At 53.6% G+C, this 24,651-nt stretch carries 24 protein-coding genes; 18 read left to right on the top strand and 6 right to left on the bottom strand.

Features of this window, described 5'->3' with window-relative positions:
- From ACESLM_RS09315 to folE, 3 genes are all read left to right on the top strand, one after another.
- Positions 1 to 938 (top strand): HD-GYP domain-containing protein (locus ACESLM_RS09315; protein ID WP_372631288.1); only part of this gene is annotated, 938 nt, incomplete at its 5' end.
- A 151-nt stretch (positions 939 to 1,089) separates the two neighbouring features.
- Positions 1,090 to 1,353, top strand: coding sequence for a YneF family protein (locus tag ACESLM_RS09310; RefSeq protein ID WP_094046861.1), 264 nt, complete (start codon positions 1,090 to 1,092; stop codon positions 1,351 to 1,353).
- Positions 1,354 to 1,369: 16 nt separating this feature from the next.
- Positions 1,370 to 1,963: a GTP cyclohydrolase I FolE gene (gene folE / locus ACESLM_RS09305; RefSeq protein ID WP_372631287.1), complete on the top strand. Its 594-nt coding sequence runs from the start codon at positions 1,370 to 1,372 to the stop codon at positions 1,961 to 1,963.
- A gap of 454 nt (positions 1,964 to 2,417) precedes the next feature.
- Here folE and ACESLM_RS09300 read toward each other — a convergent pair whose 3' ends face one another.
- Positions 2,418 to 3,401, bottom strand: a complete 984-nt coding sequence (locus tag ACESLM_RS09300) for a tyrosine-type recombinase/integrase (RefSeq protein ID WP_372631286.1) — start codon at positions 3,399 to 3,401, stop codon at positions 2,418 to 2,420.
- A gap of 129 nt (positions 3,402 to 3,530) precedes the next feature.
- On the opposite strand from ACESLM_RS09300, the gene ACESLM_RS09295 reads away from it, so the two are divergent.
- The 6 genes from ACESLM_RS09295 (at position 3,531) to ACESLM_RS09270 (ending at position 9,761) form a co-directional block, all read left to right on the top strand.
- Positions 3,531 to 4,157, top strand: coding sequence for an HD-GYP domain-containing protein (locus tag ACESLM_RS09295; RefSeq protein ID WP_372631285.1), 627 nt, complete (start codon positions 3,531 to 3,533; stop codon positions 4,155 to 4,157).
- A 172-nt stretch (positions 4,158 to 4,329) separates the two neighbouring features.
- Complete coding sequence (locus tag ACESLM_RS09290; protein ID WP_372631284.1) at positions 4,330 to 5,406, top strand: Gfo/Idh/MocA family protein; 1,077 nt, start codon at positions 4,330 to 4,332, stop codon at positions 5,404 to 5,406.
- Between the two features lie 157 nt (positions 5,407 to 5,563).
- Positions 5,564 to 7,207 carry a spore germination protein gene (locus ACESLM_RS09285; protein WP_372631283.1) on the top strand — a complete coding sequence of 548 codons (1,644 nt, stop codon included), beginning with the start codon at positions 5,564 to 5,566 and terminating at the stop codon, positions 7,205 to 7,207.
- Positions 7,204 to 8,316 carry a GerAB/ArcD/ProY family transporter gene (locus ACESLM_RS09280; RefSeq protein WP_372631282.1) on the top strand — a complete coding sequence of 371 codons (1,113 nt, stop codon included), beginning with the start codon at positions 7,204 to 7,206 and terminating at the stop codon, positions 8,314 to 8,316. Before ACESLM_RS09285 ends, ACESLM_RS09280 begins: the two co-directional genes overlap by 4 nt.
- Positions 8,294 to 9,529, top strand: a complete 1,236-nt coding sequence (locus tag ACESLM_RS09275) for a Ger(x)C family spore germination protein (protein WP_372631281.1) — start codon at positions 8,294 to 8,296, stop codon at positions 9,527 to 9,529. The genes ACESLM_RS09280 and ACESLM_RS09275 overlap by 23 nt, the downstream gene beginning before the upstream one ends.
- Positions 9,530 to 9,551: 22 nt before the next feature.
- Positions 9,552 to 9,761, top strand: a complete 210-nt coding sequence (locus ACESLM_RS09270; protein ID WP_372631280.1) for a CLC_0170 family protein — start codon at positions 9,552 to 9,554, stop codon at positions 9,759 to 9,761.
- A gap of 97 nt (positions 9,762 to 9,858) precedes the next feature.
- On the opposite strand, the gene ACESLM_RS09265 is transcribed toward ACESLM_RS09270, so the two are convergent.
- Both ACESLM_RS09265 and ACESLM_RS09260 read right to left on the bottom strand, forming a co-directional pair.
- A complete protein-coding gene (locus tag ACESLM_RS09265; protein ID WP_372631279.1) occupies positions 9,859 to 11,004 on the bottom strand; it encodes a superoxide dismutase in 1,146 nt (381 codons plus the stop codon).
- Between the two features lie 72 nt (positions 11,005 to 11,076).
- Positions 11,077 to 12,075, bottom strand: a complete 999-nt coding sequence (locus tag ACESLM_RS09260; RefSeq protein WP_372631278.1) for an alpha/beta hydrolase — start codon at positions 12,073 to 12,075, stop codon at positions 11,077 to 11,079.
- Between the two features lie 209 nt (positions 12,076 to 12,284).
- Between ACESLM_RS09260 and ACESLM_RS09255 the strand changes: the two genes are divergently transcribed.
- Positions 12,285 to 13,028, top strand: coding sequence for an IclR family transcriptional regulator (locus ACESLM_RS09255; RefSeq protein ID WP_372631277.1), 744 nt, complete (start codon positions 12,285 to 12,287; stop codon positions 13,026 to 13,028).
- Positions 13,029 to 13,127: 99 nt separating this feature from the next.
- Here ACESLM_RS09255 and ACESLM_RS09250 read toward each other — a convergent pair whose 3' ends face one another.
- The 3 genes from ACESLM_RS09250 to ACESLM_RS09240 form a co-directional block, all read right to left on the bottom strand.
- Entirely contained in the window at positions 13,128 to 13,346 is a 219-nt protein-coding gene (locus ACESLM_RS09250) for a tetratricopeptide repeat protein (RefSeq protein ID WP_372631276.1), read from the bottom strand.
- 9 nt (positions 13,347 to 13,355) lie between these two features.
- Positions 13,356 to 14,264, bottom strand: a complete 909-nt coding sequence (locus ACESLM_RS09245) for a hypothetical protein (protein WP_372631275.1) — start codon at positions 14,262 to 14,264, stop codon at positions 13,356 to 13,358.
- A 199-nt stretch (positions 14,265 to 14,463) separates the two neighbouring features.
- The gene (locus tag ACESLM_RS09240; protein WP_372631274.1) at positions 14,464 to 15,534 is read right to left on the bottom strand and encodes a SepM family pheromone-processing serine protease; all 1,071 of its coding nucleotides are present in this window, start codon (positions 15,532 to 15,534) and stop codon (positions 14,464 to 14,466) included.
- Between the two features lie 200 nt (positions 15,535 to 15,734).
- Here ACESLM_RS09240 and ACESLM_RS09235 point away from each other — a divergent pair, with 200 nt between their 5' ends.
- From ACESLM_RS09235 to ACESLM_RS09200, 8 genes are all read left to right on the top strand, one after another.
- Positions 15,735 to 16,388 (top strand): GntR family transcriptional regulator, encoded by a 654-nt coding sequence (locus tag ACESLM_RS09235; protein WP_372631273.1) that lies wholly within the window; start codon positions 15,735 to 15,737, stop codon positions 16,386 to 16,388.
- An 80-nt stretch (positions 16,389 to 16,468) separates the two neighbouring features.
- Positions 16,469 to 17,392 carry an ABC transporter permease gene (locus ACESLM_RS09230; RefSeq protein ID WP_372631272.1) on the top strand — a complete coding sequence of 308 codons (924 nt, stop codon included), beginning with the start codon at positions 16,469 to 16,471 and terminating at the stop codon, positions 17,390 to 17,392.
- Positions 17,393 to 17,452: 60 nt separating this feature from the next.
- On the top strand, positions 17,453 to 18,310 hold the full coding sequence (locus tag ACESLM_RS09225; protein WP_372631290.1) for a carbohydrate ABC transporter permease: 858 nt from the start codon (positions 17,453 to 17,455) through the stop codon (positions 18,308 to 18,310).
- Between the two features lie 94 nt (positions 18,311 to 18,404).
- Positions 18,405 to 20,081, top strand: coding sequence for a type 2 periplasmic-binding domain-containing protein (locus ACESLM_RS09220; protein ID WP_372631271.1), 1,677 nt, complete (start codon positions 18,405 to 18,407; stop codon positions 20,079 to 20,081).
- A gap of 23 nt (positions 20,082 to 20,104) precedes the next feature.
- Positions 20,105 to 21,295 (top strand): extracellular solute-binding protein, encoded by a 1,191-nt coding sequence (locus ACESLM_RS09215; protein ID WP_372631270.1) that lies wholly within the window; start codon positions 20,105 to 20,107, stop codon positions 21,293 to 21,295.
- A 28-nt stretch (positions 21,296 to 21,323) separates the two neighbouring features.
- On the top strand, positions 21,324 to 22,091 hold the full coding sequence (locus tag ACESLM_RS09210; protein WP_372631269.1) for an SDR family NAD(P)-dependent oxidoreductase: 768 nt from the start codon (positions 21,324 to 21,326) through the stop codon (positions 22,089 to 22,091).
- Positions 22,092 to 22,119: 28 nt separating this feature from the next.
- Entirely contained in the window at positions 22,120 to 23,217 is a 1,098-nt protein-coding gene (locus tag ACESLM_RS09205) for a mandelate racemase/muconate lactonizing enzyme family protein (protein ID WP_372631268.1), read from the top strand.
- Positions 23,218 to 23,290: 73 nt separating this feature from the next.
- Complete coding sequence (locus ACESLM_RS09200) at positions 23,291 to 24,571, top strand: alpha-L-fucosidase (RefSeq protein ID WP_372631267.1); 1,281 nt, start codon at positions 23,291 to 23,293, stop codon at positions 24,569 to 24,571.
- The last annotated feature ends 80 nt before the right edge of the window (positions 24,572 to 24,651 follow it).

The following is a 24,651-nucleotide window of genomic DNA, read 5'->3' as shown; positions in this document are numbered from 1 at the left end:
CGACCGGCGTACAGCTTACCGTATATATGATTAGCACCCTTAAACGACTGGGCGTCACGACGGTCTATATCGACGATCCGATGTTTCGCGATATTTCGCACGATGAACTGTTGTCGGAAGAGACGAAGCGGGCCGTCATCCACCAGATGTCGGAAACGTTCGAACAGCTTCGCTCGGGCAAAAATTTCAGTTCGAAGGCGATCGGACAGACGGTCGACGATCTGCTGGAGGACGTAATGAAAAATCAGAACCTCATGATCCAGCTGTCGGACATACGCACCGCCGACAACGCCATGTTCCTTCACGCGATGAACGTCTGCATGATGGCTTCGCTGGTCGGCCTGAACATGGGGCTCAACATGATTCAGCTCAAGGAGCTGGCGGTCGGAGCGCTGCTGCACGATATCGGCAAGCTGGGCGCTCCGGAAGTTCAGGAAGGGCGTATGCACCACGCTTGGCGCGGATTCGACTTGCTGAAGAACAAGAGGGAGCACAGTCTGCTTATCGCGCACGTCGCCTTCCAGCATCACGAGGCGATCGACGGAAGCGGCGCTCCTCGCGGGCTTACCGGGGATGACATTCATACGTACGCGAAAATTACGGCGGCTGCCAATCTATACGACAATATGATCTATCCGTCCGGCGACGAAGCTCCGCTGATGCCACACGAAGCGTGCGAACGGTTGAACGCCTATTCGGGAACGCTGCTGGATCACGAGGTGCTCGTCCACTTCATGCGCATCGTGTCGATCTACCCTAACGGCATATCGGTCAGGCTGTCCACTCGTCAGACGGGCGTTGTCGTCGGACAGCACCGGGGGCTGCCGGGAAGGCCCGTCGTCCGCATTATCGACAAGGACGGCGACGATGCGGTCGGCTACAGCGAGATCGATCTGGCGCAGCACCCGACCGTGTTCATCGATTCCGTGCTGTCTTGACCGCGGGGAATGCGGATGGGCTTGCAACGGGCTTGCAAGCTATGGTTTGCGCACGCTGTTCGGCCATGCTATCATAGTACAACAGCCCTGCTCAACGCATTGCGGCGTTCGCGGGGTTTTATTTTATGAAATTCGGAGGGTGTATCGGCAAATGTGGTCCTATATTATTCCGATCGTGACGTTAATCGTCGGTTTGATCGTCGGTTTCATCATCGGGGTGTTCTACCTGCGCTCGCAGATGACCAAGATGCAAAGCAATCCCGAAATGCTGCAGAAAATGGCCAAGCAGATGGGGTATAACATGAACAGTCAACAGATCGCCAAAGCGCAGCAAATGATGAAAAACCAAAACTCCGGCGGCAAGGCGACCCAGGGCGGAAACCAGAACCGCAACAATCCGAAGTTCCGCAGATAGTAGGGGAGGCGTTGTCATGGCGGGAGCCAAAGATTACTCTAACGCGCAAGTCGGCCAGAACCGCGAGCAGATCGAATTCCATGTGCGGGAAATATTGAAGCTGATCGGCGAAAACGTCGAGCGCGAAGGCTTGCTGGAAACTCCGGCACGCGTCACGCGGATGTACGAGGAAATTTTCGCAGGCTACGCGGTCGATCCCAGAGACGTACTCGGCGTTACTTTCGACGAGCAGCACGAGGAACTGGTGATCGTCAAGGATATCGTCTATTACAGCCAGTGCGAGCACCACATGGCGCCCTTCTTCGGCAAGGCGCATATCGGCTATATTCCCAGCGGCAAGATCGCGGGTCTGAGCAAGCTCGCAAGGCTTGTCGAAGCCATCTCCAGAAGGCTGCAAGTCCAGGAGAGAATTACTTCGCAGATCGCGGACATCCTGGAAGAGGTGCTTAAGCCGCACGGCGTCATGGTCGTCGTCGAAGGCGAGCATCTGTGCATGTGCGCGCGCGGCGTGAAGAAACCCGGCAGCAAGACGGTTACGTCCGCGGTTCGCGGGGAATTCCGCAAAAGCCCGGCGCTTCGTTCGGAATTTCTGGAATTGCTCAACAGATAAGAATACGACGCACCAACGCCTGCGAGCGATCGCAGGCGTTTTTGTTCTGCCGCCAATCCAAGCTCCTGGCATCGATTCGCGAAAATGTCGGGAGCGCGCGGCACGCCCGGGCTACAGACAACGAAAAAAAAGATCAGGCGCGACGACCGGAAGAAACGCAAGATCAAACGACGAGGGAAAAAGCGACAATTGGAGATGAAGGGAGAAAATAGGAGGCATAATGGATGTTTATTGTTAGACCTTAGCGTATATGGCAAATATAGATTTGAGGGTGGGCTTAGGATTGGGTATGCTGAAATCGATGTCGGACAATTTCTGTTATACGACATTCGAACCAGGCCTTAAGGACCTGTAATTCCCATAATTTATCTGGCGACACTTCAAATATTAGGCTAATTCGCTCAAATCTACAACGCTTCATTTTCCCTTTTCTTCCTTATTAATCCAAACTGAGTTAATATGTCAAAAATTCAGACAAAGTTTCTTCAACAAAATCGGGGGCCGCTTTGTTAATCAGTTCGACGGTATGCAAGTAGCGCTGCGTTGTATTGATGTGAGTATGGCCAAGCGTTTCTTGAACCTGCTGCAAGGTCGCTCCTTTAAGCAGCGCCAGCGTCGCGTTCGTATGCCTTAGCCAATGCGGCGTCGGTTTTTTCGAGCGGATGCTTTGTTTGCCCGCGTCGCGGATGATACGTTCGATCTGCCTTGAAGTGATTGGGAACACGGGCGCCGTCGGATCCTGCGCGGAGTTGCGCTTTCCGATCATGCCGCGATAGTTCTGAAAAATAGACCAGAGGCTTGCCGGAACCTTGACGTCTCTGCTCTTGCCTCCCTTTCCGTTCTTTACGTGCAGCCATACGGATTTCTCAAGCGGATCGGAATGGAAGTCCCCCCACTGCACGGCGACTAGCTCCGAGACCCGAAGTCCCAACGTAACGAGCGACAGTCCGATCAAGTAATTGCGAAAGCTTTGGCATTGCAGCTGATTCAACAAACTGCCAACCTCTCCCTTGGTCAAATAATGCTTGCGGCTTGTGACGCGCACTTGCGGAAGACGGATAGAGCTCGTCGGATTATACGGGAGGAGACCGACGTTGGCATCGCTTCCCCATTTGTACAATGACTTAAGCGGAGCGATCAGCGCGGCGACGCTTGCGGGGGCCAGAGGTTTATTGCGAAAACTGGCGGCTCCGCAAATCAGGCCCAACTTGTAGGCTTCTATTTCTCTCCAGGTGACTTCCCGAAGCGACATATGCGAGACGAAGGTTCTGAACGTTTTGATAGCCCTGCTGTAATTGCGAAGCGTATGAGGAGAGTAACCGCATACGGCAAGAAACATTTCAACGATCTGATCGTCGCCGATATTCGTTCCATTGGCGTAAGCGCCGGAACCTTTCATAGAACTTGCAGCCTGCGCCGTCAACGTCGTGGTATTCATGAACTGATCCTCCTCTAGAATGTCGTATAACAGAAATTGTCCGACATCGGCATAGTGGGTAACGTCCAATATATCGGCTAGACATGGCGAACATTGAATCGGGGCAGGTGCATAAAGGTGATTGGAGCCATGAGAGCAGTAGGAGAATTTCCCCATCATTTCGATCATCCCTCTGATATTTCGGAGATGATGAAGTTGTTGCGCTACAAGCACGAGGACACGTACCACCACTGCGTTCGAGTCGCCCTGCTGAGCGAGAAGGCGGCTTCGGCGATGCGGCTGGATCCGGCAAGCGCGCAGAAGCTGGTCAGAGGCTGCTTCATTCATGATCTGGGCAAGCTGCTCGTTCCGAACGCGATTCTGGATTCCGTCAAGCCGCTCACGGAGGAACAATGGTCTCTGATCAAACGCCATCCGGAGTACGGAGCGGACATTTTGAGAGATAAGGGAGAGCGGGACGCCGAGCTGATTCATCTGGTACTGCACCACCACGAGAGGTGGGACGGCAAAGGCTATCCCTACGGACTTGCCGGGGAACAAATTCCGCTGTTCGCGAGAATCTGCTCGGTCGTCGACGCCTTCGACACGATGATGTCTCCCCGTCCGTATCGTCGCCGCAAGACGCTGGAGGAGGCGACGGAGGAGCTGCTGAGGAACGTTGGAACCCAATTCGATTCCGCGGTCGTTCACGCTTTCGTTCCCATGGCGAGCGAAGTGACTCCGCTCTATTTTTCGATATATGACAGGGAAGATTAGCCGTTCCGCCGGATGCTCGCGCATTCGCCGGAACGCTTGAGAGTTCGTACGAAACGGCTTCGGACAAAAGACCATAAGAAGAAAGCCAAAATGGCTCTGTCTGTGCGGGCGGGTTTTCGATTAAGATGGGGGTAAGCGCTTAAATCGCAACTTAATTGGAGGAATTATCGATATGGCAAGCTCGTCCAAAATCCGCATCGGCCTGATCGGCGCAGGCAATATCGGCAACGTTCATCTTCAGGAATTCGGCAAGCTCGGCGAGGAATGCGAGTTCGTCGCCATTACGGACGCCTATCTTCCGCTTGCGGAGCAAAGGGCCAAGCAGTACGGAATCCCGGTCGTCTCCCCTTCTCCCGAGGAGCTGATTCGCAGGGATGACGTAGACGCGGTCATCGTCGCCGTTCCCAACCAGGCTCACGCTCCTCTGACGATTCTGGCGCTGGAGAGCGGCAAGCATGTGCTCGTCGAGAAGCCGATGGGACTGGACTCCGCCGCCGCCAAAGATATCGTCCGGGCGCAGAAGCGCACGGGCAAGACCGTGATGGTCGCGCATCAGATGCGTTGGGAACCGCTCGCTCTGAAGGTGAAGGAGCAGGTGGAGCGGGGAGAACTGGGCAACATCTATACGGCCAAGACCGGCTGGTATCGCCGCAAAGGCATCCCGGGCTGGGGCACGTGGTTCACCCAGCACAATCAGTCCGGAGGCGGTCCTCTGATCGATATCGGCGTGCACATGCTGGATCTGGCGTTCTTCCTGATGGGCGAGCCGAAGCCGGTATCGGTATACGGCTCTACTTACGCGGAGTTCGGCCCAAGGAAGAAAGGCATCGGAACCTGGGGCAAACCGGACTGGAACGGAATCTACGACGTAGAGGATCTGGCTACGGCGATTATTAAAATGGACGACGGAACTTCGCTTACGCTGGAGGTCAGCTGGGCGGTCCATATGGACACCGACAGCGCTCCGTTCCTTCATCTGATGGGGTCCGACGGAGGCATCGCGCTGCGCGGAGGGGAAGGCAAGTTCTTGACCGAGCGATTCGATCAGACGGTCGATCTGCCGCTCGCCGCCCCGACGGACGACGAAGGAGCCCGCGTACGTCTAAGCCGGCATTTCCTCGATTGCATTCGTACTGGCGCGCAGCCGTGGACGTCGGCGGAGACGGGCCTCCGCAGCAACCTGATCATCGACGCGATCTATGAATCTTCCCGCACGGGCGGCGAAGTGAAGCTTGATTGGAGCTTGTAAGCAACGGAAAGCTCTCGGACCGAATACGGTTCGAGGGCTTTTTTTCATTCCTGTCGGGGGCGTGCCTGGACGCGGGGTTTAAAAAGGGGAGGAATGCCAAAGAATAACACCTACATATTCAACAAGTCTTACTTGTAGAATGGCGGTGAGAGGCATCATGTTTCTGTTCGGAAAAAGAAAAAGAAGGCCATCTTCGGGCGGCGTGGAAGAACGGACTTGGCGTCCCGCCGAACGGCTGAACGAAGCCGCCGTCAATGGCGACCTGGAGCGGGTCGTCGATCAAATTCGCGAGGTTCTCGGGGAAAACGATGATTTTACGATTCGCAGGTTTCAAGTATTCGGACGGTATCCCGCGGCGATGTTTTTTTATCCCAATATGATTGACATGACGAGCTTGAATTCGGAGATTTTAAAGCCGCTCATGTATGGGCCTCCGCATGCGGAACGGCTTCCCGAGAAAGGGGACGAGCTGTGGGACTTCATTCTGGAAACGACTCTGTATCATAGCGATGTGCGGTCGGAGACGCTCGTCGCAAAGGTCGTCTCCGATGTTCTCCGCGGGCAGACCGCCGTCGTCATCGAAGGCGTGGAAAAAGCGCTGTTGTTCGGAACCCGGACCATCGACAAGCGTTCCATCGATCAACCCGCCACGGAGCAGGTCATTCGCGGACCGCGCGAAGGCTTCATCGAACTGCTGTCCACGAACATCTCCTTGATCCGTTACCGTCTGCAAACCCCGGACCTGCGCGTGAAGACGATGGAGATCGGCCGGAGGTCGCAGTCGAAGGTGGCGATCTGCTATATGCAAGGCATTACAAATCCGGAGCTCGTGGAGGAAATTACGAGGCGGCTGGAACTGATCGACGTCGACGCCATTCTGGATTCCGGGTATTTGGAGCAATACATCGAAGATAACCAGATGTCCCCGTTCCCTCAGGTTCAGTACACCGAAAGGCCGGACAAGGTCGTCGCGAATCTGCTGGAAGGACGGGTGGCGTTGATCGTGGACGGGTCGCCGCTGGCGCTGGTCGTGCCGACCGTCTTCAGCCAATTCTATCAGACGGTGGAGGACTACACCGAACGGTTCCTGATGATGAGCGCCATCCGCTGGGCCAGACTGATCGCGCTCGTGTTCTCCCTCGTCTTTCCGTCGCTATATGTGGCGATCATCTCGTTTAATCCCGAGCTGATTCCGACGGAGTTTGCGGTGGCCGTGGCGGGGGGGCGCGCGGGCGTTCCTTTTCCGGCCATCGTGGAGGTGCTGGTGATCGAAATCTCGATGGAGGTGCTGAGGGAAGCGACGATTCGCCTGCCGCAGCAGGTCGGCGGGGCGTTATCCATCGTCGGCGTGCTTGTCGTCGGCCAGGCCGCGGTCGCGGCCGGATTCGCCAGCCCGATTACCGTCGTCATCATCGCTCTCACGACGATCGGCTCTTTTGCCACCCCGGCGTACAACGCCGCGCTGGCCCTGCGCCTGCTGCGCTTTCCGCTTATTGTGCTGGCCGGAATCTTCGGCCTGTACGGAGTCATGATCGGCCTCATTCTGATCGCCAACCATCTGCTGTCGCTCAAGTCGTTCGGCGTTCCGTACTTGAGCCCGCTCGTTCCCGGCAGCGCGAAGGGAATGAAGGATCTGTTCCTGCGCGGTCCGTTCTGGTGGATGAGCACGCGCCCGGATTTCCTGTATCCGAGCGACAAGACCCGCATTAGCGAACGGACGGTCGAAGAGCTGAAGGAGCCTCCCAACAACGTGATGGAGCCCGCGAACATGGAGAAGACAGGAAAGGGGGGAGGGGCATGAAGCAAGCGAAGCACATTACGACGGTGCAGGTCGCTGCGATTATGACCAGCACGATTATCGGGGTCGGAGTGCTGCCGATTCCGTTGTTCGCCGTGAGGGGAGCGGGGTCGGGCGCTCCGCTCGTCACTTTGCTGGGCGCAGCGGTCGCTTTCGTGGGACTGTTTCTGATTACCCGGCTCGGCATGCGCTTTCCCGACCAGTCGATCGTTCAGTACGGCGAGGTCGTCATCGGCAAGTGGCTGTCATGGATCGGCAGTATCGGCGTGATCGGCTTCTTCGCGATTCTGACGTCGCTGACGGCCCGGGAATTCGGAGAGGTGGTCATTACGTCGGTATTGACCAAGACGCCGTTGGAAGTCACGGTCATCGTCATGCTTCTTCTGGCCGCCATCTCCACCCGTAACGACATTACGACATTCGCATACATCCACCTGTTTTATTTCCCGCTGTTGCTTGGCCCCGCTTTGCTGATCGTCGCATTATCGCTGAAGAACGCTGACTTGATCAATTTGCAGCCGCTTTGGGGCAACACTCATAAGGGCATGCTGACCAACGTGTTGACGATTGCTTCGTTGTTCCAAGGCTCGTTCATCATCACCTCGATCATCCCGGCGATGCGCGAGCCGCGCAAGGCGATGACGGCCAGCGTATTCGGACTCGTCATTGCGGGCGGCATGTACGTGACGATCGTCGCAGCGACCGTCGGCGTATTCGGCTCGGAGGAGACGAAAAATTTGCTCTGGCCGACGCTGGAACTGGCCAAGGCGACGTCGCTGCCTGCCAACGTGCTGGAGAGGCTTGATGCCGCTTTTCTGGCGGTGTGGGTGACCGCGGTGTTTACGACGCTGTTTTCCAGCTATTATCTGGCGGTCAAGGAGCTAAGCAAGCTGTTTCGTCTGCAGGACCACAAGCTGTTCTCCTTTTTTCTGCTGCCGGCCGTGTTTTCCATGGCGATGGTGCCCTATAACATTTTACATATGTATGAGACTATCCAGAACGTGGGCCGCATCGGGTTGTTCGTGACGATCGCTTACCCGGGGCTGCTGCTTGTCGTCGCCATTCTTCGAAAAAAGAGAGGAGAGCCGAGTGAAAAGCGGTCTGCGGGTTAAAAAGGCGCTGTTGTCGGCGTTCGCGGCGTCCTTCATCCTGCTGCTGACGGGCTGCTGGGACCGTCTGGAGATCGAGGAGAGAGCCGTCGTGCTTGGCATATCCGTGGACACCGCGCCGCCCGGAGCGGCCAAGCGAGAGGGAGAAATATCGCATACGGCCGAAGGGTTCCCGGTTCCCGATGTCCACATGATTCGCGTTTCTGTGCAGATCGCGCTGCCCGGAAAAATTCCGCTCGGGCCTGGAGAAAGCGGGGGAGGAGGCAAAGGCTCGGAACAGACGGTATGGGTCGTCGGTGCGGAAGGACATACGGTCGACGATGCGATCATGAATTTGCAGCAGCAAATTTCCGGCAAGCTCTTTTTCGGCCACCTGCGCGTTATCGTCGTATCCGAGGACATCGCGCGTCGAGGGATGCAGAATATCAACGACTATTTTCACCGGAATCCCGAGGTTCGAAGAATGGCCTGGATGATGATCTGCAAAGGAAAAGCGGAGAAGCTGATGAACGCAGCGCCCGAACTGGAACGGGTTCCGGCGCTGTACCTGATGTCGACGATGGACAACGCGGTAAAGCTCGGCAAATTTCCCGAGAACTACGTCGGCATGTATTGGAGCAATTCCGCCAAGCAGGGCCAGGAAGGCTACCTTCCTTACGTGGAGCTGAAAAAGCATCAAAATATCGAGGTGTCGGGGGTGGCTTACTTTAAAGACGACAAGCTTGAAGGGATGACCAAGCCTTTTCAGGTGGCCGCCTACATGTCGATTATGGGAATGAATCCCGCCGGATATAGGGGCGTGGTCAAAATCGGCGGGGCGTCGGACAGCGTCATGGTCTATGCGACGTCGCGCAGATCCACCATCAAGGTCCGGATGCAAGACGGTGAGCCGATCGTGAACGTGTCGATCTTCACGGAGGTTAATCTGGAAGAGAAAATCAACGATCAGATTACGATCAAAGATTCCGCCTCGCTGATCCAGATTGAGGAACAGAACAAGAAGTCCCTGCAGAAGGAGACGAAAGCCCTGATCCTCGAAATGCAGGAGAAAGGGGCCGATATTTTCGGGTTCGGCGAATACGTGCGGGCGAAAAAGCCGGGTTATTGGAACGCCCGCATCGGATCTAAGAGCAAGTGGCAGAGAGCGTTCAAGGAGCTTCGCATCGAAGTAGAGGTGGATTCGAAAATACGCAGGATCGGGATGAAGGCGAAGTAATCGGAAAGGAGTGAGTCGGAAGATGAGAGGCAGCGGTTATATCGGATCGCTTGGATACATTGTCCCGCTTTGTTTAATCACTGGGGTGTTGCTCCTCCGTTGGGAGGTCGTCATGTATCAGAAAACGAAGCTGAAGCGCGAAAAAAATTTCGCAAGGACGCTCGGGTGGATTAACGTCATCGCGGGAATCGGCATGTACGCGGGCAACTGGATTGTAAGCAAGCTGATTTAATCGACGAAGGGCTGTTCCGCAACCTATCAGGCATCTCGGTGACTCGAGTTGCCTAGCTTAGGGGACAGCCCTCAGTTCGCGCGCGGAAGTGAACGGTTCAATAAGGAACCCACTTAACCGTGCGAGCCGTGGCGAACCGTTCCGCGACGTAAGGCCAGTTGACGACGTTCCACCAGTCCTTGACGTAAGCGGCGCGGTCGTTCTGATGCTTGAGATAGTAAGCGTGTTCCCAGACGTCGAGCGGAAGCAACGGAATGACGTCCCATTGGGACAGATTCTGGTGCTTCTCTGCGGTCAGAATTTCGAGCCTGCGGCTGCGCGGGCTCCATACGAGAATAGCCCAGCCTCCTCCTTCGACTTTGCCGGCCGCTTCCGAGAACTGCTTCTTAAACGCGTCGTAGCTGCCGAAGCTGCGGTTGATCTCGTCGAGGAGCGCTCCGGTCGGCTTGCCTCCGCCCCGGGGGGACATGACGTTCCAAAACAGCGTATGCAGGTAATGTCCCGCACCGTTGAAAGCAAGCTCTCTCTCCCAATGCTTCACCAGATCGAAGTTGCCGGTTCGGCGCGCCTCCTCCAGCTTTTTCTCCGCCGTGTTGAGGCCTTCGACGTAGCTGAGATGGTGCTTGTCATGGTGAATGCGCATCGTCTTCTCGTCGATGTAGGGCTCCAGGGCGTTGTAGGCGTACGGGAGCGGAGGGAGGGTATGTCCGCCGATCGGAACGGATTGTTCAGCAGCGGCAGGCGGCGATGCAGGCGAAGCGGAAGCGGCTGGGGAGACGACAGCCAGGCGGACTTCGTCCGCATTCAGCGCGCCGGACAATCGCAGCTGGTTCAGCCCTTCTTCGCCAAAGTCGAGCTGCCGCTCCAAATAGGCGAACACGGAATGCGAAGGCTGCGCGTTCCCGACGGCCTCGCTATGTTGGCGCAGCAGCAGCAATTGGCGGCCGAATTCCTTGGATTGCTTCAACGCTTCCTCGAGCAGTTCGGGGCTAAGCGCGTTGCGATCGTCTTCGGCGTCTTCAGCCGGTTCGGCGAGCTGCCTGTTCAGCCGCTGCGCGTATTCCCGGGTTTGATCGAAGACGTTCTCCCATTCAACGAGCCAGCTTACGTAGACGGGCTCCAGCCCGGGCAGGGCGGAGCGGATGGACGAAGCGTTCTCCCGCTCGCGGGCTTTCCAGATCGCGATCTCCTCCGTAAGCCGGAGCGGATCGATTAAACCGTATTCGGATCGGATGATGGGCATGATTCGTCAGCCTCCCCTATTCGCTTGTATCCGAAGCAAGCTTCGTACAAACGTATGCGGGAGGCATCCGAATCATGCCAGTTTGCGAACGCTTTCCAGAAATGCGGCGGTTCGGGCGACGTATTCTTCCGTATGCGTGCGGTAGATCATTTCGTGTATCGCTCCGGGAACGATCCATAGCCGGGACAGGTCGTTCGTCTGCGCCCGGGCGACGTTCTCCGCGATGGAGTACGGGGCTTTGTCGTCTTCCGTGCCGTGGATCAGGAAGATCGGAAAAGCATAATCCGTCGCTTGCGCTTCGGCGGCGGGCACGTCGTCCAGCGCGACTCCCCCCATCAGGGGCAGGAACAAGCGAAGCAGAGAAATCGTCGGATATTGCGGGAGACGGATATAATGATTAATGTTCGCGTAGACGGTGTTCTCGTCTGGCAGGAAGGTGCTGTCCAGGATCATCGCGTCGACCGGCTCGGATTGCAGGGCCGCCTGAAGCGCCGTGCCGGCTCCCATCGAGAAGCCCCAGACGATCAGCTCGTCGCTGCCTTGCGAACGGGCGTACTGCAGCGCGCCCCTCAACTGCTGGGATTCGGAGATCCCTCCGGTCGCGGGCGACGGATTAAGCGGGTTGGCGTAGCCGTAGTCGAACATCAGGACGTTATACTGCAAGCCGTTGAGGAAGCCCGCGAGATCGTACATCGGAACCCACGGCTCTTCGCGGTTCGTTCCGTACCCGTGGCTCAGCACGACCGTTTTGCGGCTGTCGCCGGCGGGAATCCACCAGCCCTCGACCTGGGAAGCGCCGTCCGCGCTCGCGAAGACGACGTCGGAATAGGCGAGGCTCTTGGCGAGCATCGGGTTCGAGCCGATCGATGCGATCGGAGGATAGGAGAAGAGATACGCAGCATAAGCATGGAAAGCGACGAACAATCCCGCCATCAGGCAGGAGAGTGCAACGAATAGATTAAGCGCGATGCGGCTCAGCTTGAATGAGGCCGAGTGAGGATAGGAGGAGACGGGAGTGGAGATAACCGTATCCGATCCCGCGTAAGGAAGTGGCGTCGACAATGAGGTCATGGGGATCGCCTCGCTTTGCACGTTCTGAGATTCTTCTAATTTTAATCGTAGAAAAAGCGGCATTCAGCGTCAATGCGTAACGGAGAGTTGTAAATGAGACGTAATCAAATTGTAATAAAGCGCTTCCAATATTTACGGAAATGCAAGTTTGAGTTATAGTGGATGTAACAGGGTTTCATAGAGTGAAACGGATTAGGAGGGACACTGGCATGGAAGAGGAGAAAAAGACGGTTCGTGCCGTGGAGAGAGCGCTTGACGTGCTGCTTTGTTTCGCCTCGGGCCATGAGTGGGGACTTACCGAAATCGCGGGCAAGGTCGGCCTGCACAAGAGCACGATCCATCGGCTGCTCGCGACTCTGGAGGATAGAGGCTTCGTTACGCGCGATCCTTCGACGGAGAAGTACCGTCTGGGGCTCAGCATTCTCGAACTGTCGGCGCACTTGTCGCGGTCGGACGATCCTTCCGTCATGCTGCTTCCCGAGATGGAGAGACTGAGGGATCAGCTTAACGAGACGATCAGCCTCTACGTCCGGGATAGGACGGAGCGGGTCAGAATACAGGCGGTGCAGAGCATGCAGGCCATTCGCAGAGTCGCGACGGTAGGCGCGCGGCTTCCGCTGTCCGTGGGAGCATCGAGCAAAGTGCTGCTCGCCTTCGCCGATCCCGGCGTGAGAAGCGCGGTGCTGACGGACCCTGCTTGGCCCGCTCAGCTCGAGCGAGAGGCGTTCGCGAAGCAACTGGACGATATTCTCGCCGCCGGTTACGCGACCAGCTTCGAGGAGCGCGAGCCGGGCGCCGCGGCGGTGGCCGCTCCGATCTTCAACCGGTCCGGGAAGCTTGTGGCGGCGCTGTCCGTCTCGGGGCCTTCGAACCGGCTGACGCCGGACCGGATGCACGAGTTCGCTCCCGCCATCGTCGAATCGGCGCATCGCATGGGGACGATGCTGGGGTAATTTTGCGGCATAGGGTAATTTCATGACCGTATGAGGCAGGCGCTTCGCTCTCCAGGAGATACATACCCCTATTCTGTATCGATAATACAATTGTCCGACTTATTTGCTGTTGATGCGCTCCTGAACCCGCTTGAGGGCGATCGAGGAGGCCTTCGAGCCGAGCTGCTTCCAGTAAATCTTGTAGTGGGACTTGGCGGCCGATCGCTGTCCGAGCGCCCATTCGACGTCGGCCAGATTGAGATAGGCGACGGTGCGGGAAGGGACGAGCTTAACGACGTTGGCCAGCACCGGCTTCGCTTTCTTGTTTTGCCCGGTCAAGGACAGGAATTAGCCATAATCGTTCAGAATGCCGACGTAAGCGCCCAAGGTTAGCCGGAAATCGGCGTCGAAGGCGTCCGCAATACCGACGATATCCTCTTTGGCCAGCTTGCCTTCCGCGTAATCCCATGTGCCGAACGCTTCGCTGTATTGCTCAAGGCCGTATTCGAGATAGGCTACCGCCTTTTTGTTATCTTTGGCCTTATGCGCTTGCAGAGCTTTCTGATGGGCCAGCTTCAGCGTCGGAGCGGCCAGCGTATAGCTTTCTTCGTACGCTCCCGGGTACATGGGATAGTCGAGCGAAGCGAGTTCGATCAGTCCGTCCAGGTCCTTCGCTTTCAGCAGGTCGGCCTTCTCCATGTAGTAGTTTGCGGTCGGATCGTCGTATTCGTGGGTGACGACATAGAACCGGTCGCCGCCCCATTCAAGTTCCACTACGGATTCGAAGGCCCGGAACGGCACTTGGGTCCAGACGTAAATCCGGTTGCCTTCCGTGGAGAAATCCAGCTTGGCGGTGTTCAGGAACATGTCGCCGCTCTCGCTGCTTGCCGCGCGGTCCAGCAGCACGATTTTCGAGGCATCCTCGTTCGTGGCCACCAGTACGAGCTCGATCCATTCGTAATTGTAAATGAAAGAAATAAATTGCCTGGTATAGCCTTTAGGATAATTGCCCAAGTCTACTTCGTAGACGCTCTCGGCCGTAACGGCTTCAGCCTCTTCGTCGCTCAGTTCCAGATTGTCCGCCACGAACGGCCATATTCGCTCGTACAGCCTCGTGCCGTCCTTCAGCTCGGTCAGGCTTGCAGGCGCGAAGGAGGCGCTGCCGTCCGCCGCCGCTGCATAAGGAGTCTGCGGGACACCCGCGAACGCGAACAGGGCCAAGGCTGCGATCAGGAACCATTTTTGCCAGCTTCTCATACGTTACCCCTTTTCTTTTGGAGGTTGTTCAAAAAGTCCGCTTTTGATCACGAAGCATCACGGGAAGCGGATTCGACATCGAATCTTGAATTCAGCCAGTTCTTCCGGTACTCACGTAGGTTCGACTACGCTCCGTTCCTCATTCCCGGTCTTCATCCAACCTTCTCGGTGCTGAAAACCGGACTTTTTGAACACGTACTTATAACTTCCCGTCGGGTTCATCGGGTTTCGGGTCCAGCTTCTTCAGGAATTCCACCGCTTCTTGCAGCGTAGAGACTTTGACGAGCTTCGGCTTCAGCTTCAGCTTGTCGACAGTCTCCTGGGCGAGCGTCCAGTTGGATTCGTTCTGCGGGTTGTAGGGGACGAGAAAATAATCGGCATTCTCCCTGTCCGCCGCCATCAGCTTATAGTCGATGCCTCCGATCAGGCCGACCGTTCCGTCCGCGCTGATCGTCCCCGTGCCCGCGATTCTGTACCCTCGGGTCAAATCCTCTCCGGTCAGCTGGGCGATGATCTCTAGCGTCATCATGAGGCCGGCGGAAGGGCCGCCGGTATCCGCGAAGTCGAATTTGACGGGGTCGGGGGCAGTGACCTTAAGAACCGTCTCGTTCCTGAAGCCGATGCCGGTGCGGTTGTCCGGCGCCATCGTAATCAGCGGTACGGTCGTTTCGAATTTCTCTGTGCCTCTCGTGCCCGATACTTTGACCTCGTCTCCGGATTTTTTCCCCGTTAAGTAGTCGGAAAGCTCCTTCGCGGAAGGAACGTCTTGGCCGTCCACCTTCGTGATGATGTCGCCTTCCTGCAGGCCATTCTCTCTCGCTTTGGATTCCGGCAGCAGCGCGACGACGATGACTCCCTGCGGCTGGACGTCGATCGGTTTGCCCATCGTGGTGTAAGCGGCCAATAGCGCGTTGGCTTCGGAGCTGTCCCGCATGTAGGAGAGCAGGTTGCGATAAGCGGTCAGGTTGGTGGCGCCCCCGGTAGCCGTCTCCTCGGACTTGACTTCCATGCGAGGGTTGAATCTGGCGTACAAAATCGAGAAAATGTTCGGGTTCGAGTAGGTGGAGACGGTCGTGAACAGAAGCGCGCCTTTCTCCTCGAGCTCGTGGCCGGTCTCGACCCGGGGATGCACGGGCTCCGCGGATCCGGGACCGTACAGCATGTAGGGCCAAGGCTTAATGTACGCATAGAACAACAAAAAAAGGACGGCCAGTAAGATGAGGGCAGTCCGGTATTTTCGTAGCCAAGAAGGTTGCTTGTAGGTGTCCAAACCGGATTCGCCTCCGTTCGTAAGCTTGGCGCGCTGCAAGCGCAATGAGAATATTATAACGCATACGAGGTACAAGTAACAAAATTTAGTATGAGAAAGCCTTGTTGCGACCGCGTATCGATTCGGGAGAGCGAGTTGAGCTTTTTTTCGTCAACCGTACATGATATGATTCTGGTGAGATTGATTGAGGAGTGGGCAAAATGTCTGAAAAGCAACTGCAACGTTATGTTCTTACGGATGAACTTTATACGATTTTGAAGAAGCAGATCTTGTCTCATACGATGCCTGCTGGCGATAAGATTAACATTGATAAACTGACACGAGACTTGGGCGTAAGCAATATCCCCATTCGAGAGTCGCTTTTTCGTCTTGCCTCGGAAGGGTTTGTGACGATTGTACCCTTCAAGGGCATGTTCGTGGCTGAAATGAATTTAACGGATATCGATGAGATTTTTGAAATCCGCAGTCAGCTTGAAGGGCTGGCCATACGGAAAGCGACTCAGCATATTCCTGAAGCCAAGCTCAAAGACATTCTTAATGCCTTGAAGCACGGAGAAGAAGGCGCTCCTCAGAATAACGACGAAGATGCGATCTCGATTATGAATCACGATCTGCATGGTACGATTTTAATGTATGCGAACAATGAAAATTTAAAGCAGATGGTCACTTCTATTATAGAACGTATTCACCGGTATCTTAATTTGAATCACTATCGCATCGAGCTGGAAGAAGAGAAGAAGGAGCATGAAAGGATCGTTCAGGCTCTGCTGCTCCGAGATGTTGAACAAGCTGCGGAAGCCATGGCGATTCATTTGAAAAATGCGCACAAAAGACTTAGAGATAATTTCGATTGATCTCTTTACATCATAAATCGTGTATGATAAATTAATATCGTACACGATTTAGTAATCGCTTTCATTTAGGGGGATTCGACGTGGTTGCTCTTGCAAACCGTACGTGGATAAAAAACATTTACCGGCATTGGCAGCTTTATTTGATCGTGGCTTTGCCCGTTTTATTTCTGATTACGTTTAATTATGTTCCACTGTTCGGCGCACTAATCGCATTTAAGGAGTACAACCCGATTCAAGGCATATGGAGAAGCCCTTGGGTTGGGATGAAGCAATTCGATTTGTTTTTTAATTCTCCCTTTTTCTGGCCGATCCTAAGAAATACATTAATGCTCAGCGTCTATGCGCTGTGCGTCGGGATGCCGGCTGCAATCGTTCTTGCCCTCTGCCTGAACGAAGTTAAAAATCAGCGCTTCAAGAAAGTCGTTCAGATGGTCACGTATGCGCCTTACTTTATTTCTACAGTCGTACTTGTTGGCATGATCAATATTATACTGTCCCCTTCTACCGGCTTGTACGGCCAAATATCCAAATTGTTCGGAACAACGCCGAGTCTGGACTTGTTCGGAGATCCTAAAATATTCTCGTCTCTCTATGTATGGTCTGGCATATGGCAGGAAACCGGATACAGCGCGGTTATTTTTTTAGCGGCCTTGTCAGGCGTGAATCCTGAATTGCATGAGGCAGCGAAAATGGATGGAGCCTCAAGACTGCAGAAAATATGGAATATCGATCTGCCAACCATTCGTCCGACCATTATTGTGCTCCTGATTTTATCGGTAGGCGGATTGCTCAGTATCGGCTTCGAGAAAGTCTACCTGCTGCAGAACATCATGAATCTCAGTCATTCTGAGATTATCTCAACTTATGTCTATAAGATTGGTCTGATTAACACGAACTACAGCTTCGGAGTAGCTGTTGGACTGTTTAATTCAGTCGTTGGATTTATTTTGATTGTAACGACCAATCTGCTAAGCAGAAAATTTTCGGACTCCAGTCTGTTCTGAGGAGGAATAACCGTTGTGAATGATGCGATTGTAATCAAAGAACCTTACAGCGATCGGGTTATGATGCTCTGTATCTATATTTTTTTATCCATCGTGTTCGTCGTGATCGCATACCCGCTCTTATATATTGTCAGTTCATCCTTCAGTTCATCATCCGCCGTACTGGCGGGAAAAGTGTGGTTGTGGCCGGTTGAACCCACATTGTACGGCTATGAGGCGGTGTTTCAGTATCCGCAAATTTGGAACGGCTATCTGAATTCCATTCTGTACACTGGGCTAGGCTCATTAATCAGCGTCGCTTTAACGGTGATGATGGCCTATCCGATCTCGCGTAAAACGTTTACCGGACGTCGGTTTCTCCTGTGGCTGCTGCTGTTCGCCATGCTGTTTAACGGGGGACTCATTCCCTATTTCCTGGTTGTCAAAAATCTGCAGCTTATAGACACGCTGTGGGTCATGATCTTGCCGTCTGCGCTTAATATTTTCTCAATTTTAGTTGCTCGATCCTTTTTCCAAACCTCCATTCCTAATGAATTGTATGAAGCTGCGCAAATCGACGGATGCAGCGATACTCGGTTTTTGCTGCGAATCGTCATTTCTCTTTCGAAGCCGGTCATTGCCGTGCTGCTATTATGGTCAGCCGTAAGCAATTGGAACTCTTATTTCAATGCGCTAATTTTTTTGAACAGCGAGAATAGATATCCGCTGCAACTGGTGCTGCGTGAAATTCTGGTCAATAACAACATCAGTATGACCAATATGTCGCTGACCGCAGAGCAACTCAAAAGATTCGAAGACATGCGTACGCTGCTCAAGTATTCCGTGATCGTCGTTGCCAGTATTCCGATTTTGCTGCTGTATCCGTTTATTCAAAAACACTTCGTGAAGGGAGTGATGGTAGGTTCAATCAAAGAATGAATGAAGGTGCTTTGAAAAAAGCCATGCATGCGCTTTTGGAAATGAGCAGGACTGAAACGGAAAATCTCACATCAATTTCTATGGAGGGGTTCGTATGGGAGTCAACAAAAAAAGGGGTTTTATATTGTTTCTAGGCATTATGCTTGTGCTGTCTGCATGCTCTGGCGGCAACAACGGTGTCGAAAGTCAAGACCCGGCGCAGAGCAGCGCCCCGGCGACCAGTAAAGCGAATGACGATCAAGTCGTGGACATTACGTTCTTTGCTTCGCCATCGGGGAATGTCATCGATCTAGAAACAAACTGGTTCACCCAATATGTACGGGACGAATTTAAATTAAACGTTAAATTCAATGTAGCGCCATCCAGCGACAAATTAACGAAGCAACAGCTTCTTCTTTCGAGCGGCAACTACCCCGAAGTATTCTGGAACGGAGAGTTCTCTCCGTCCGACATCCTTAAATTGTCCAAGCAAGGAATCGTCGTCGCGCTTAACGACTACATTGACGCGTATGCCCCGAATTTGAAGAAGGCGATTGAAACCGCTCCGGGACTCAAAGAGGCGATAGTAGCTCCGGACGGGAACATCTACGGATTGACCTTCTATAATGCGTGTACACACTGTAACTGGGGATCGAAGTTTTGGATCAATACCGAGCTGCTCGAAAAGCACAGCCTGACCACGCCGACGACGACCGAGGAATTCGAGCATGTGCTGCAAGTATTCAAGGATAATGGATATATTCCGTTGTCGGGAACATCTGATGGTTTCGATCCGACTATTTTTCTCATGAATGCCTTCACATACAACAACGGATCGGATTACTTTGAGATTAAGGACGGACAAGTCAAATATGCACCTGTTGAAGAAGGCTGGAAACAAGGTCTCGCGTATATGAACCGGTTGTATAGCAAAGGCTTGATCGACAAGCAAGCATTCAGTCAGAAATCCGATGTACTCAAACAGTTGGTTTCGCAGAACAAGGTTGGCGTCGTGCCTTACTTGTATAGTGCAGGATTCATTGATACGACGCACGAAAAATATAGCAAATGGCAGACGATCGCGCCGCTGAAAGGTCCTGAAGGCATTCAATATGCGGCGTTCAGCGGCAACTCTCCAAGAAACATGACTTTCATTGCGACGAATAACGCGACCGAAGACCAGTTGGTCAGACTCATGAAGCTCATCAATTTCATTTACACGCCAGAAGGCACGCAGACGCTGAACTACGGTCCGGAAGGAAAATATTGGACGAAGGCTACGCCGGATGTGAAAGGATTGAATGGGGAGCAGGGACTATTCATCACCCAGTCGGATGCATTCTATTCTGCCAATGCGAAGCAAAATGAAGGCTGGGACCAAATGGGGCCGAATTTCCAGGATACGATATGGCGCAATGGTTTTGTACAAGCTAATCCGCCGTTCTCCCAGGATGGCCTCGAATCTCTGCTAATGCTCGAAACGATGTCTAACTATGCCGGCAAGCAGCCTGAATTTGTATACCCTGGAGCGGTATGGATGGAGTCGGAGGATTATCAGCAATATTCATTGCTGAAGACGAATATTGAAAACTATGTCAAACAATCGATGGCGCAATTTATTATCGGCTCCAAGTCGACGGACAAGGACTGGGACTCCTATTTGAAAGGCTTTGAGCAATTGAATTTGTTCCAATACCTGGAGCTTGCGCAAAAAGCGATGAAGGCGCCGTTTAATACTTCGGCTTACAAGTCCGATCCGCAGACAGTGGAATTCCTTTCTTCACTCAAGTAATCCAGTTGAGGTGAGCATACCGCATGAGACGAACTACTCTTAAAGTTGGATTAATTGACGGACCTTCCTATCAACCGCTCTACCGAAGTTTTGCGGAGTTCAGCGAGCGAACCGGAATCGAAATTCAGATTGTATTCCAAGGCGCACATCCCGATCTGAATCGATTTGTACAAAAGACGTTCGAATCCGGTGAAAATGCTTTTGATCTCTTATCCACACATACGAAATACGTACCGTCTCAAGCGCCATATCTGCTCTCGTTAAATGAGGCCTTCTCGACAGAAGAGCTGGGGGATTTCTCCCCCGCTCTTCTGGAACTGGCTCGTTACAACTCGCAATTAATGAGCATACCGCGAAACTTCGATGCCCGGTTGTTGTTTTATCGAACGGATCGTTTTGCGGAGCTGGCCATCGAGGTTCCGCGTACCTGGCATGAATTGAGCGAGGCAGCGCAGCAACTGCAAGCGGCAGGTTATACGGGCTTTGTCTATCCAGGCAAGGAGTCGGGGTTGTTCGGTACGTTTTTTGAACTGCTGATCAGCGAAGGCGGCCGGTTGTTCAACGAGAATCTCCAACCCGCTTTTTATAGTCGTTCCGGCATTGAGGCGCTTCGCAGGCTCAAGGAATTGTATCAGAAGAAACTCACGCCTGCCGCTCTCCCCGACTATCATTATGATGAAGTTTCGACTAGCTTCAGAAGCGGTGACAGCACGATGGCAACGGATTGGCCGGGCTATTGGGGACTGCTCAACGACGATGCCTGCATAGTAAGGGACAAATTCGGCGTTGCGTTGACGCCTTCGAGCGAGTGCGGCAAGCGCGCCGTCTATTGCGGCAGTCACTCTTTCGCCGTGACGGCGGCATCTGAGCGTCAGGATGAGGCGATTGAGCTGCTGAAGTTTATAACGTCGCCCGAGATTCAGGCCATCGATGCGGCGAACGGACACGTTCCTGTTCGCCTCTCTTTAATGGATAGGATTAAGCAGGGGGCGGAGGATCATCCAATCGAATCGCGAAGATGGGCTTTGCTGGAAGAGACGATCGAGACCAGTGTCATCATTCCTCCTAAATTTGCGGAATACCCTGAAACCGAAGATATCCTTTGGCAGTCTCTCAGACGCTGCATCATCGGTTCATTGACCGAGGAGCAGGCACTGTCGGAAGCGGCGTCCGCAATAAGTAAAATCGTTAGTAAATATAGCCAATCATGCTAAAGATGGATGGGATGGAAGGAGGCGTATCATGCTGCTGGAAAATAAAGTTTGCATCGTCACGGGCGGCGGCTCGGGCATCGGGGAAGTGACTGCGAAACGATTCGCTTCTGAAGGCGCCGAAGTCATTATTGCGGATATTGCAGAAAGCGATGGAAAACGCGTGGCGCAGGAAATCAAGGATGCATACGGCCCGGGCAAAGCGATCGCCTATCCTGCCGATGTGTCTTCGGAGAAAGCAGTGCGACAGCTGGTAGAAAACGTGATCGCACAAAAGCAGAAAATTGATGTTCTGTGCAACAATGCTGCAACGATTTTGCCCAAGGAGTTAGAAGAGGTAACCGAGCCTGAATGGACAAAGGTGATGGACATCAATCTGAAGAGCGCCTATTTGATGACGAAGTTCACGATTGCCTATTTGCGCCAAACCAAGGGAGCGATCGTGAACATGGCATCGCTTAACGGACTGGTCGGACAGCGAAAAAATCCGGTATACGCTTCCGCCAAGGGCGGCATGATTGCGATGACGAAAGCACTCGCTTTGGACTATGCGGCTGATGGCGTGAGGGTTAATTGCATTTGTCCGGCGGGCGTATCGACGCCATTGTTGGAACAATGGGTATTGCAGCAAGCTGACCCTGATCATGTGCGCCAGTTGCTTAATGATATGCATCCGCTTGGGAGACCGGCGGAGTCGGAAGAAATTGCCGATGCTGCCCTGTTTCTTGCGTCGAGACTTTCACGATTCATAACGGGGGTAGCGCTGCCTGTTGATGGAGGAGCATCGTTGGGGTACTAAAGATCATCGGAAATTGGAGGAGAGCTATATGAGAATTATTAAAGTCGAAACTTTCATTTTACATGTTCCAATCACCCCTCCAATTACGGACGCGATTAACGCGGCATCTCATTGGGGCGTTACGGGCGTTCGAATATTTACGGACGAGAATATTACCGGCTATGGCTACACAGGCACATGCGCCAAAGGCGACGAGATGATTGTCGATACGATCGATCGTTACTATGCCCCTCTTCTTATTGGCAAGGATCCATTCATGGTGAAGCAATTGTGGGATGAGATGCGATACGGCGCCATGCACTGGATCGGCAGGGCAGGGGTCACCCATATGGCGCAAGCAGCGGTGGACATCGCATTGTGGGACATCATGGCAAAGGCGTCTAACCAACCTTTATGGAAATATTTAGGTGGTCATAAATCAGAAAAAATCAAGGCTTACAACACGAATGGCGGATGGCTGAACTGGACCAAGGATAGATTGATTAAGGACATGACGGAAATATTGGAGCAGGGCTTTACCGCCGTCAAGATGAAGGTGGGCAGGACCGATCCGCGCGAAGATTTCGACAGAGTTCAAGCTGTGCGCAGAGCGATTGGCGACGATGTCGGCCTCATGATCGACGTCAACCAGCAATGGAATATTACAACCGCGATGACGTGGGGCAAGAAGCTGGAGCAATTCGATCTGATGTGGTTGGAGGAACCGCTGAATCCGGACGATATTATGAATCATCGCAGGTTGGCGGACGAACTCAATGTGCCGATTGCACTAGGGGAACATGTTTACACCAAATATGCTTTTCGCGATTACATTCATCAGGGAGCAGTCGAGTATGTGCAGGTGGACGTTACTCGAGTTGCGGGAGTAACGGAGTGGTTGCAGGTTGCTTCGCTTGCAGCGGCTTACGACTTGCCGGTGTGCCCGCATGTTGGCGATATGGGGCAGATCCATCAACACCTCGTTGCGGCAACTCCGAATGCGATTTTGCTCGAATATATTCCTTGGATCAGGCATATTTTCGTGGAACCTGCAACCGTCGTAGACGGTTATTATGTTCTTCCGCAATTGCCGGGCGCTTCGACTGAAATGATTCCTCGTTATTTTGAGCAGTACAGAGTGAGATAATCCAATCTGGATTATGCATCAATATGCGTGAGAATTTCGATAAACACAATACGACTCTTCGGGAGGCTTATTCATGAAAGCGACACATCCAGATGCACAATGGTTTGGCGATGCGCGATTCGGCGTGTTCATTCATTGGGGTCCTTACGCGCTTAGAGAAATCGAGGCGTCCTGGCCGTTAATGCCGCACAGCAAACAGCACATAAGCGCGGATGAGTATGAGAGGCTTGCGGAGGAATTCACCCCCGACAAATACGATCCTAAGCAATGGGCTAAGGCGATTAAGGAGTCGGGAGCCAAGTATGCGGTGCTGACGGCCAAGCATCACGATGGTTTCTGCTTGTTCGACACGAAAACGACGGACTACAATTCCGTGCAAAGAGGACCGAAGCGCGATCTTGTCGGACCTTACGTGGAAGCCATCAGAGAGGTCGGGTTGAAGGTAGGCTTGTATTTTACAACGATAGATTGGTACGATCCCGATTTCGCGACGATTCCAATCAGTCCGCACATTCAATCTCCAAAGCAAAATGTGTACGACCCGAACAGATGGTGGGAGTTCCATAAGCGCTTCGTCGAGCAATTGCGCGAATTGCTTACGAACTACGGTCAAATCGATCTCGTTTGGTTTGATGTTCCCGGTTTCGGGGCAGACCGCTGGCGGAGTCATGAAGTGAAGCAGATGATGCGCAATTTACAGCCGCACATTATTATTAATGACCGGCTTCCAGATGCGGGAGATTATGCGACACCGGAACAGTTCGTTCCTACCGTTCCGCCGCAAGGCTGGTGGGAAACTTGCATGACTATGAACAACCAATGGGCATATCATTCCGATCCGGCGGGCTATAAGAGCGAAGTTGCATTGCTGGAAACGCTGCTTGAGGTTGCGGTTAAAGAAGGCAATCTGCTGTTGAATGTCGGACCCCGACCGGACGGATCCTGGCCGGAGGAAGCCATTGTCAGACTCAAGCGCATCGGAGAGTGGCTCGCGCATTCGGGAGAAAGCATTTACGGGACGAGAAGCGTGCCGGAGCATCATCCGACCAGCTATTATGGACCGACGACGCGCAAGGACAACACCTTATATTTGCACGTTCGAGATATTCCTCGATTCCCAATCGAGGTTCGGGATATTAGCGGCATAGTGACGAATGTAAGGCTACTGCGAAACGGTAAAGCTCTGCCTTATGAAGTTCAAGAAGTACACGGCTACTGGGGCGGGTTGAACGGAACGCATACCGTGAATCGAATAAAAATTCAACTGGACGCGGCGGAGTGCGACGAATGGAATACGGTCGTTGCGATCGATTTTGAAAACTCGCCGGAATGGCCGCGCAATCTTCACAAATAAGCTGAAACCCCGTTCATGCCTTCGGATGGCATGAACGGGGTTCTTTATTCTGCGCGCCCTCGGAAACCGAAGACGCTCTT

Source organism: Cohnella sp. (genome assembly GCF_041641335.1).
Classification (GTDB): domain Bacteria; phylum Bacillota; class Bacilli; order Paenibacillales; family Paenibacillaceae; genus Cohnella.
This window is presented reverse-complemented; position numbering and strand designations above follow the sequence as displayed.

Excerpts from the sequence above, each read along its gene's own strand:
- ACESLM_RS09310 (WP_094046861.1), top strand. The coding sequence starts at position 1,090 with ATGTGGTCCTATATTATTCCGATCGTGACGTTAATCGTCGGTTTGATC.
- folE (WP_372631287.1), top strand. The coding sequence starts at position 1,370 with ATGGCGGGAGCCAAAGATTACTCTAACGCGCAAGTCGGCCAGAACCGC.
- ACESLM_RS09300 (WP_372631286.1), bottom strand. The coding sequence starts at position 3,401 with ATGAATACCACGACGTTGACGGCGCAGGCTGCAAGTTCTATGAAAGGT.
- ACESLM_RS09295 (WP_372631285.1), top strand. The coding sequence starts at position 3,531 with ATGAGAGCAGTAGGAGAATTTCCCCATCATTTCGATCATCCCTCTGAT.
- ACESLM_RS09290 (WP_372631284.1), top strand. The coding sequence starts at position 4,330 with ATGGCAAGCTCGTCCAAAATCCGCATCGGCCTGATCGGCGCAGGCAAT.
- ACESLM_RS09285 (WP_372631283.1), top strand. The coding sequence starts at position 5,564 with ATGTTTCTGTTCGGAAAAAGAAAAAGAAGGCCATCTTCGGGCGGCGTG.
- ACESLM_RS09280 (WP_372631282.1), top strand. The coding sequence starts at position 7,204 with ATGAAGCAAGCGAAGCACATTACGACGGTGCAGGTCGCTGCGATTATG.
- ACESLM_RS09270 (WP_372631280.1), top strand. The coding sequence starts at position 9,552 with ATGAGAGGCAGCGGTTATATCGGATCGCTTGGATACATTGTCCCGCTT.
- ACESLM_RS09265 (WP_372631279.1), bottom strand. The coding sequence starts at position 11,004 with ATGCCCATCATCCGATCCGAATACGGTTTAATCGATCCGCTCCGGCTT.
- ACESLM_RS09260 (WP_372631278.1), bottom strand. The coding sequence starts at position 12,075 with ATGACCTCATTGTCGACGCCACTTCCTTACGCGGGATCGGATACGGTT.
- ACESLM_RS09255 (WP_372631277.1), top strand. The coding sequence starts at position 12,285 with ATGGAAGAGGAGAAAAAGACGGTTCGTGCCGTGGAGAGAGCGCTTGAC.
- ACESLM_RS09245 (WP_372631275.1), bottom strand. The coding sequence starts at position 14,264 with ATGAGAAGCTGGCAAAAATGGTTCCTGATCGCAGCCTTGGCCCTGTTC.
- ACESLM_RS09235 (WP_372631273.1), top strand. The coding sequence starts at position 15,735 with ATGTCTGAAAAGCAACTGCAACGTTATGTTCTTACGGATGAACTTTAT.
- ACESLM_RS09225 (WP_372631290.1), top strand. The coding sequence starts at position 17,453 with ATGATGCTCTGTATCTATATTTTTTTATCCATCGTGTTCGTCGTGATC.
- ACESLM_RS09220 (WP_372631271.1), top strand. The coding sequence starts at position 18,405 with ATGGGAGTCAACAAAAAAAGGGGTTTTATATTGTTTCTAGGCATTATG.
- ACESLM_RS09215 (WP_372631270.1), top strand. The coding sequence starts at position 20,105 with ATGAGACGAACTACTCTTAAAGTTGGATTAATTGACGGACCTTCCTAT.
- ACESLM_RS09210 (WP_372631269.1), top strand. The coding sequence starts at position 21,324 with ATGCTGCTGGAAAATAAAGTTTGCATCGTCACGGGCGGCGGCTCGGGC.
- ACESLM_RS09205 (WP_372631268.1), top strand. The coding sequence starts at position 22,120 with ATGAGAATTATTAAAGTCGAAACTTTCATTTTACATGTTCCAATCACC.
- ACESLM_RS09200 (WP_372631267.1), top strand. The coding sequence starts at position 23,291 with ATGAAAGCGACACATCCAGATGCACAATGGTTTGGCGATGCGCGATTC.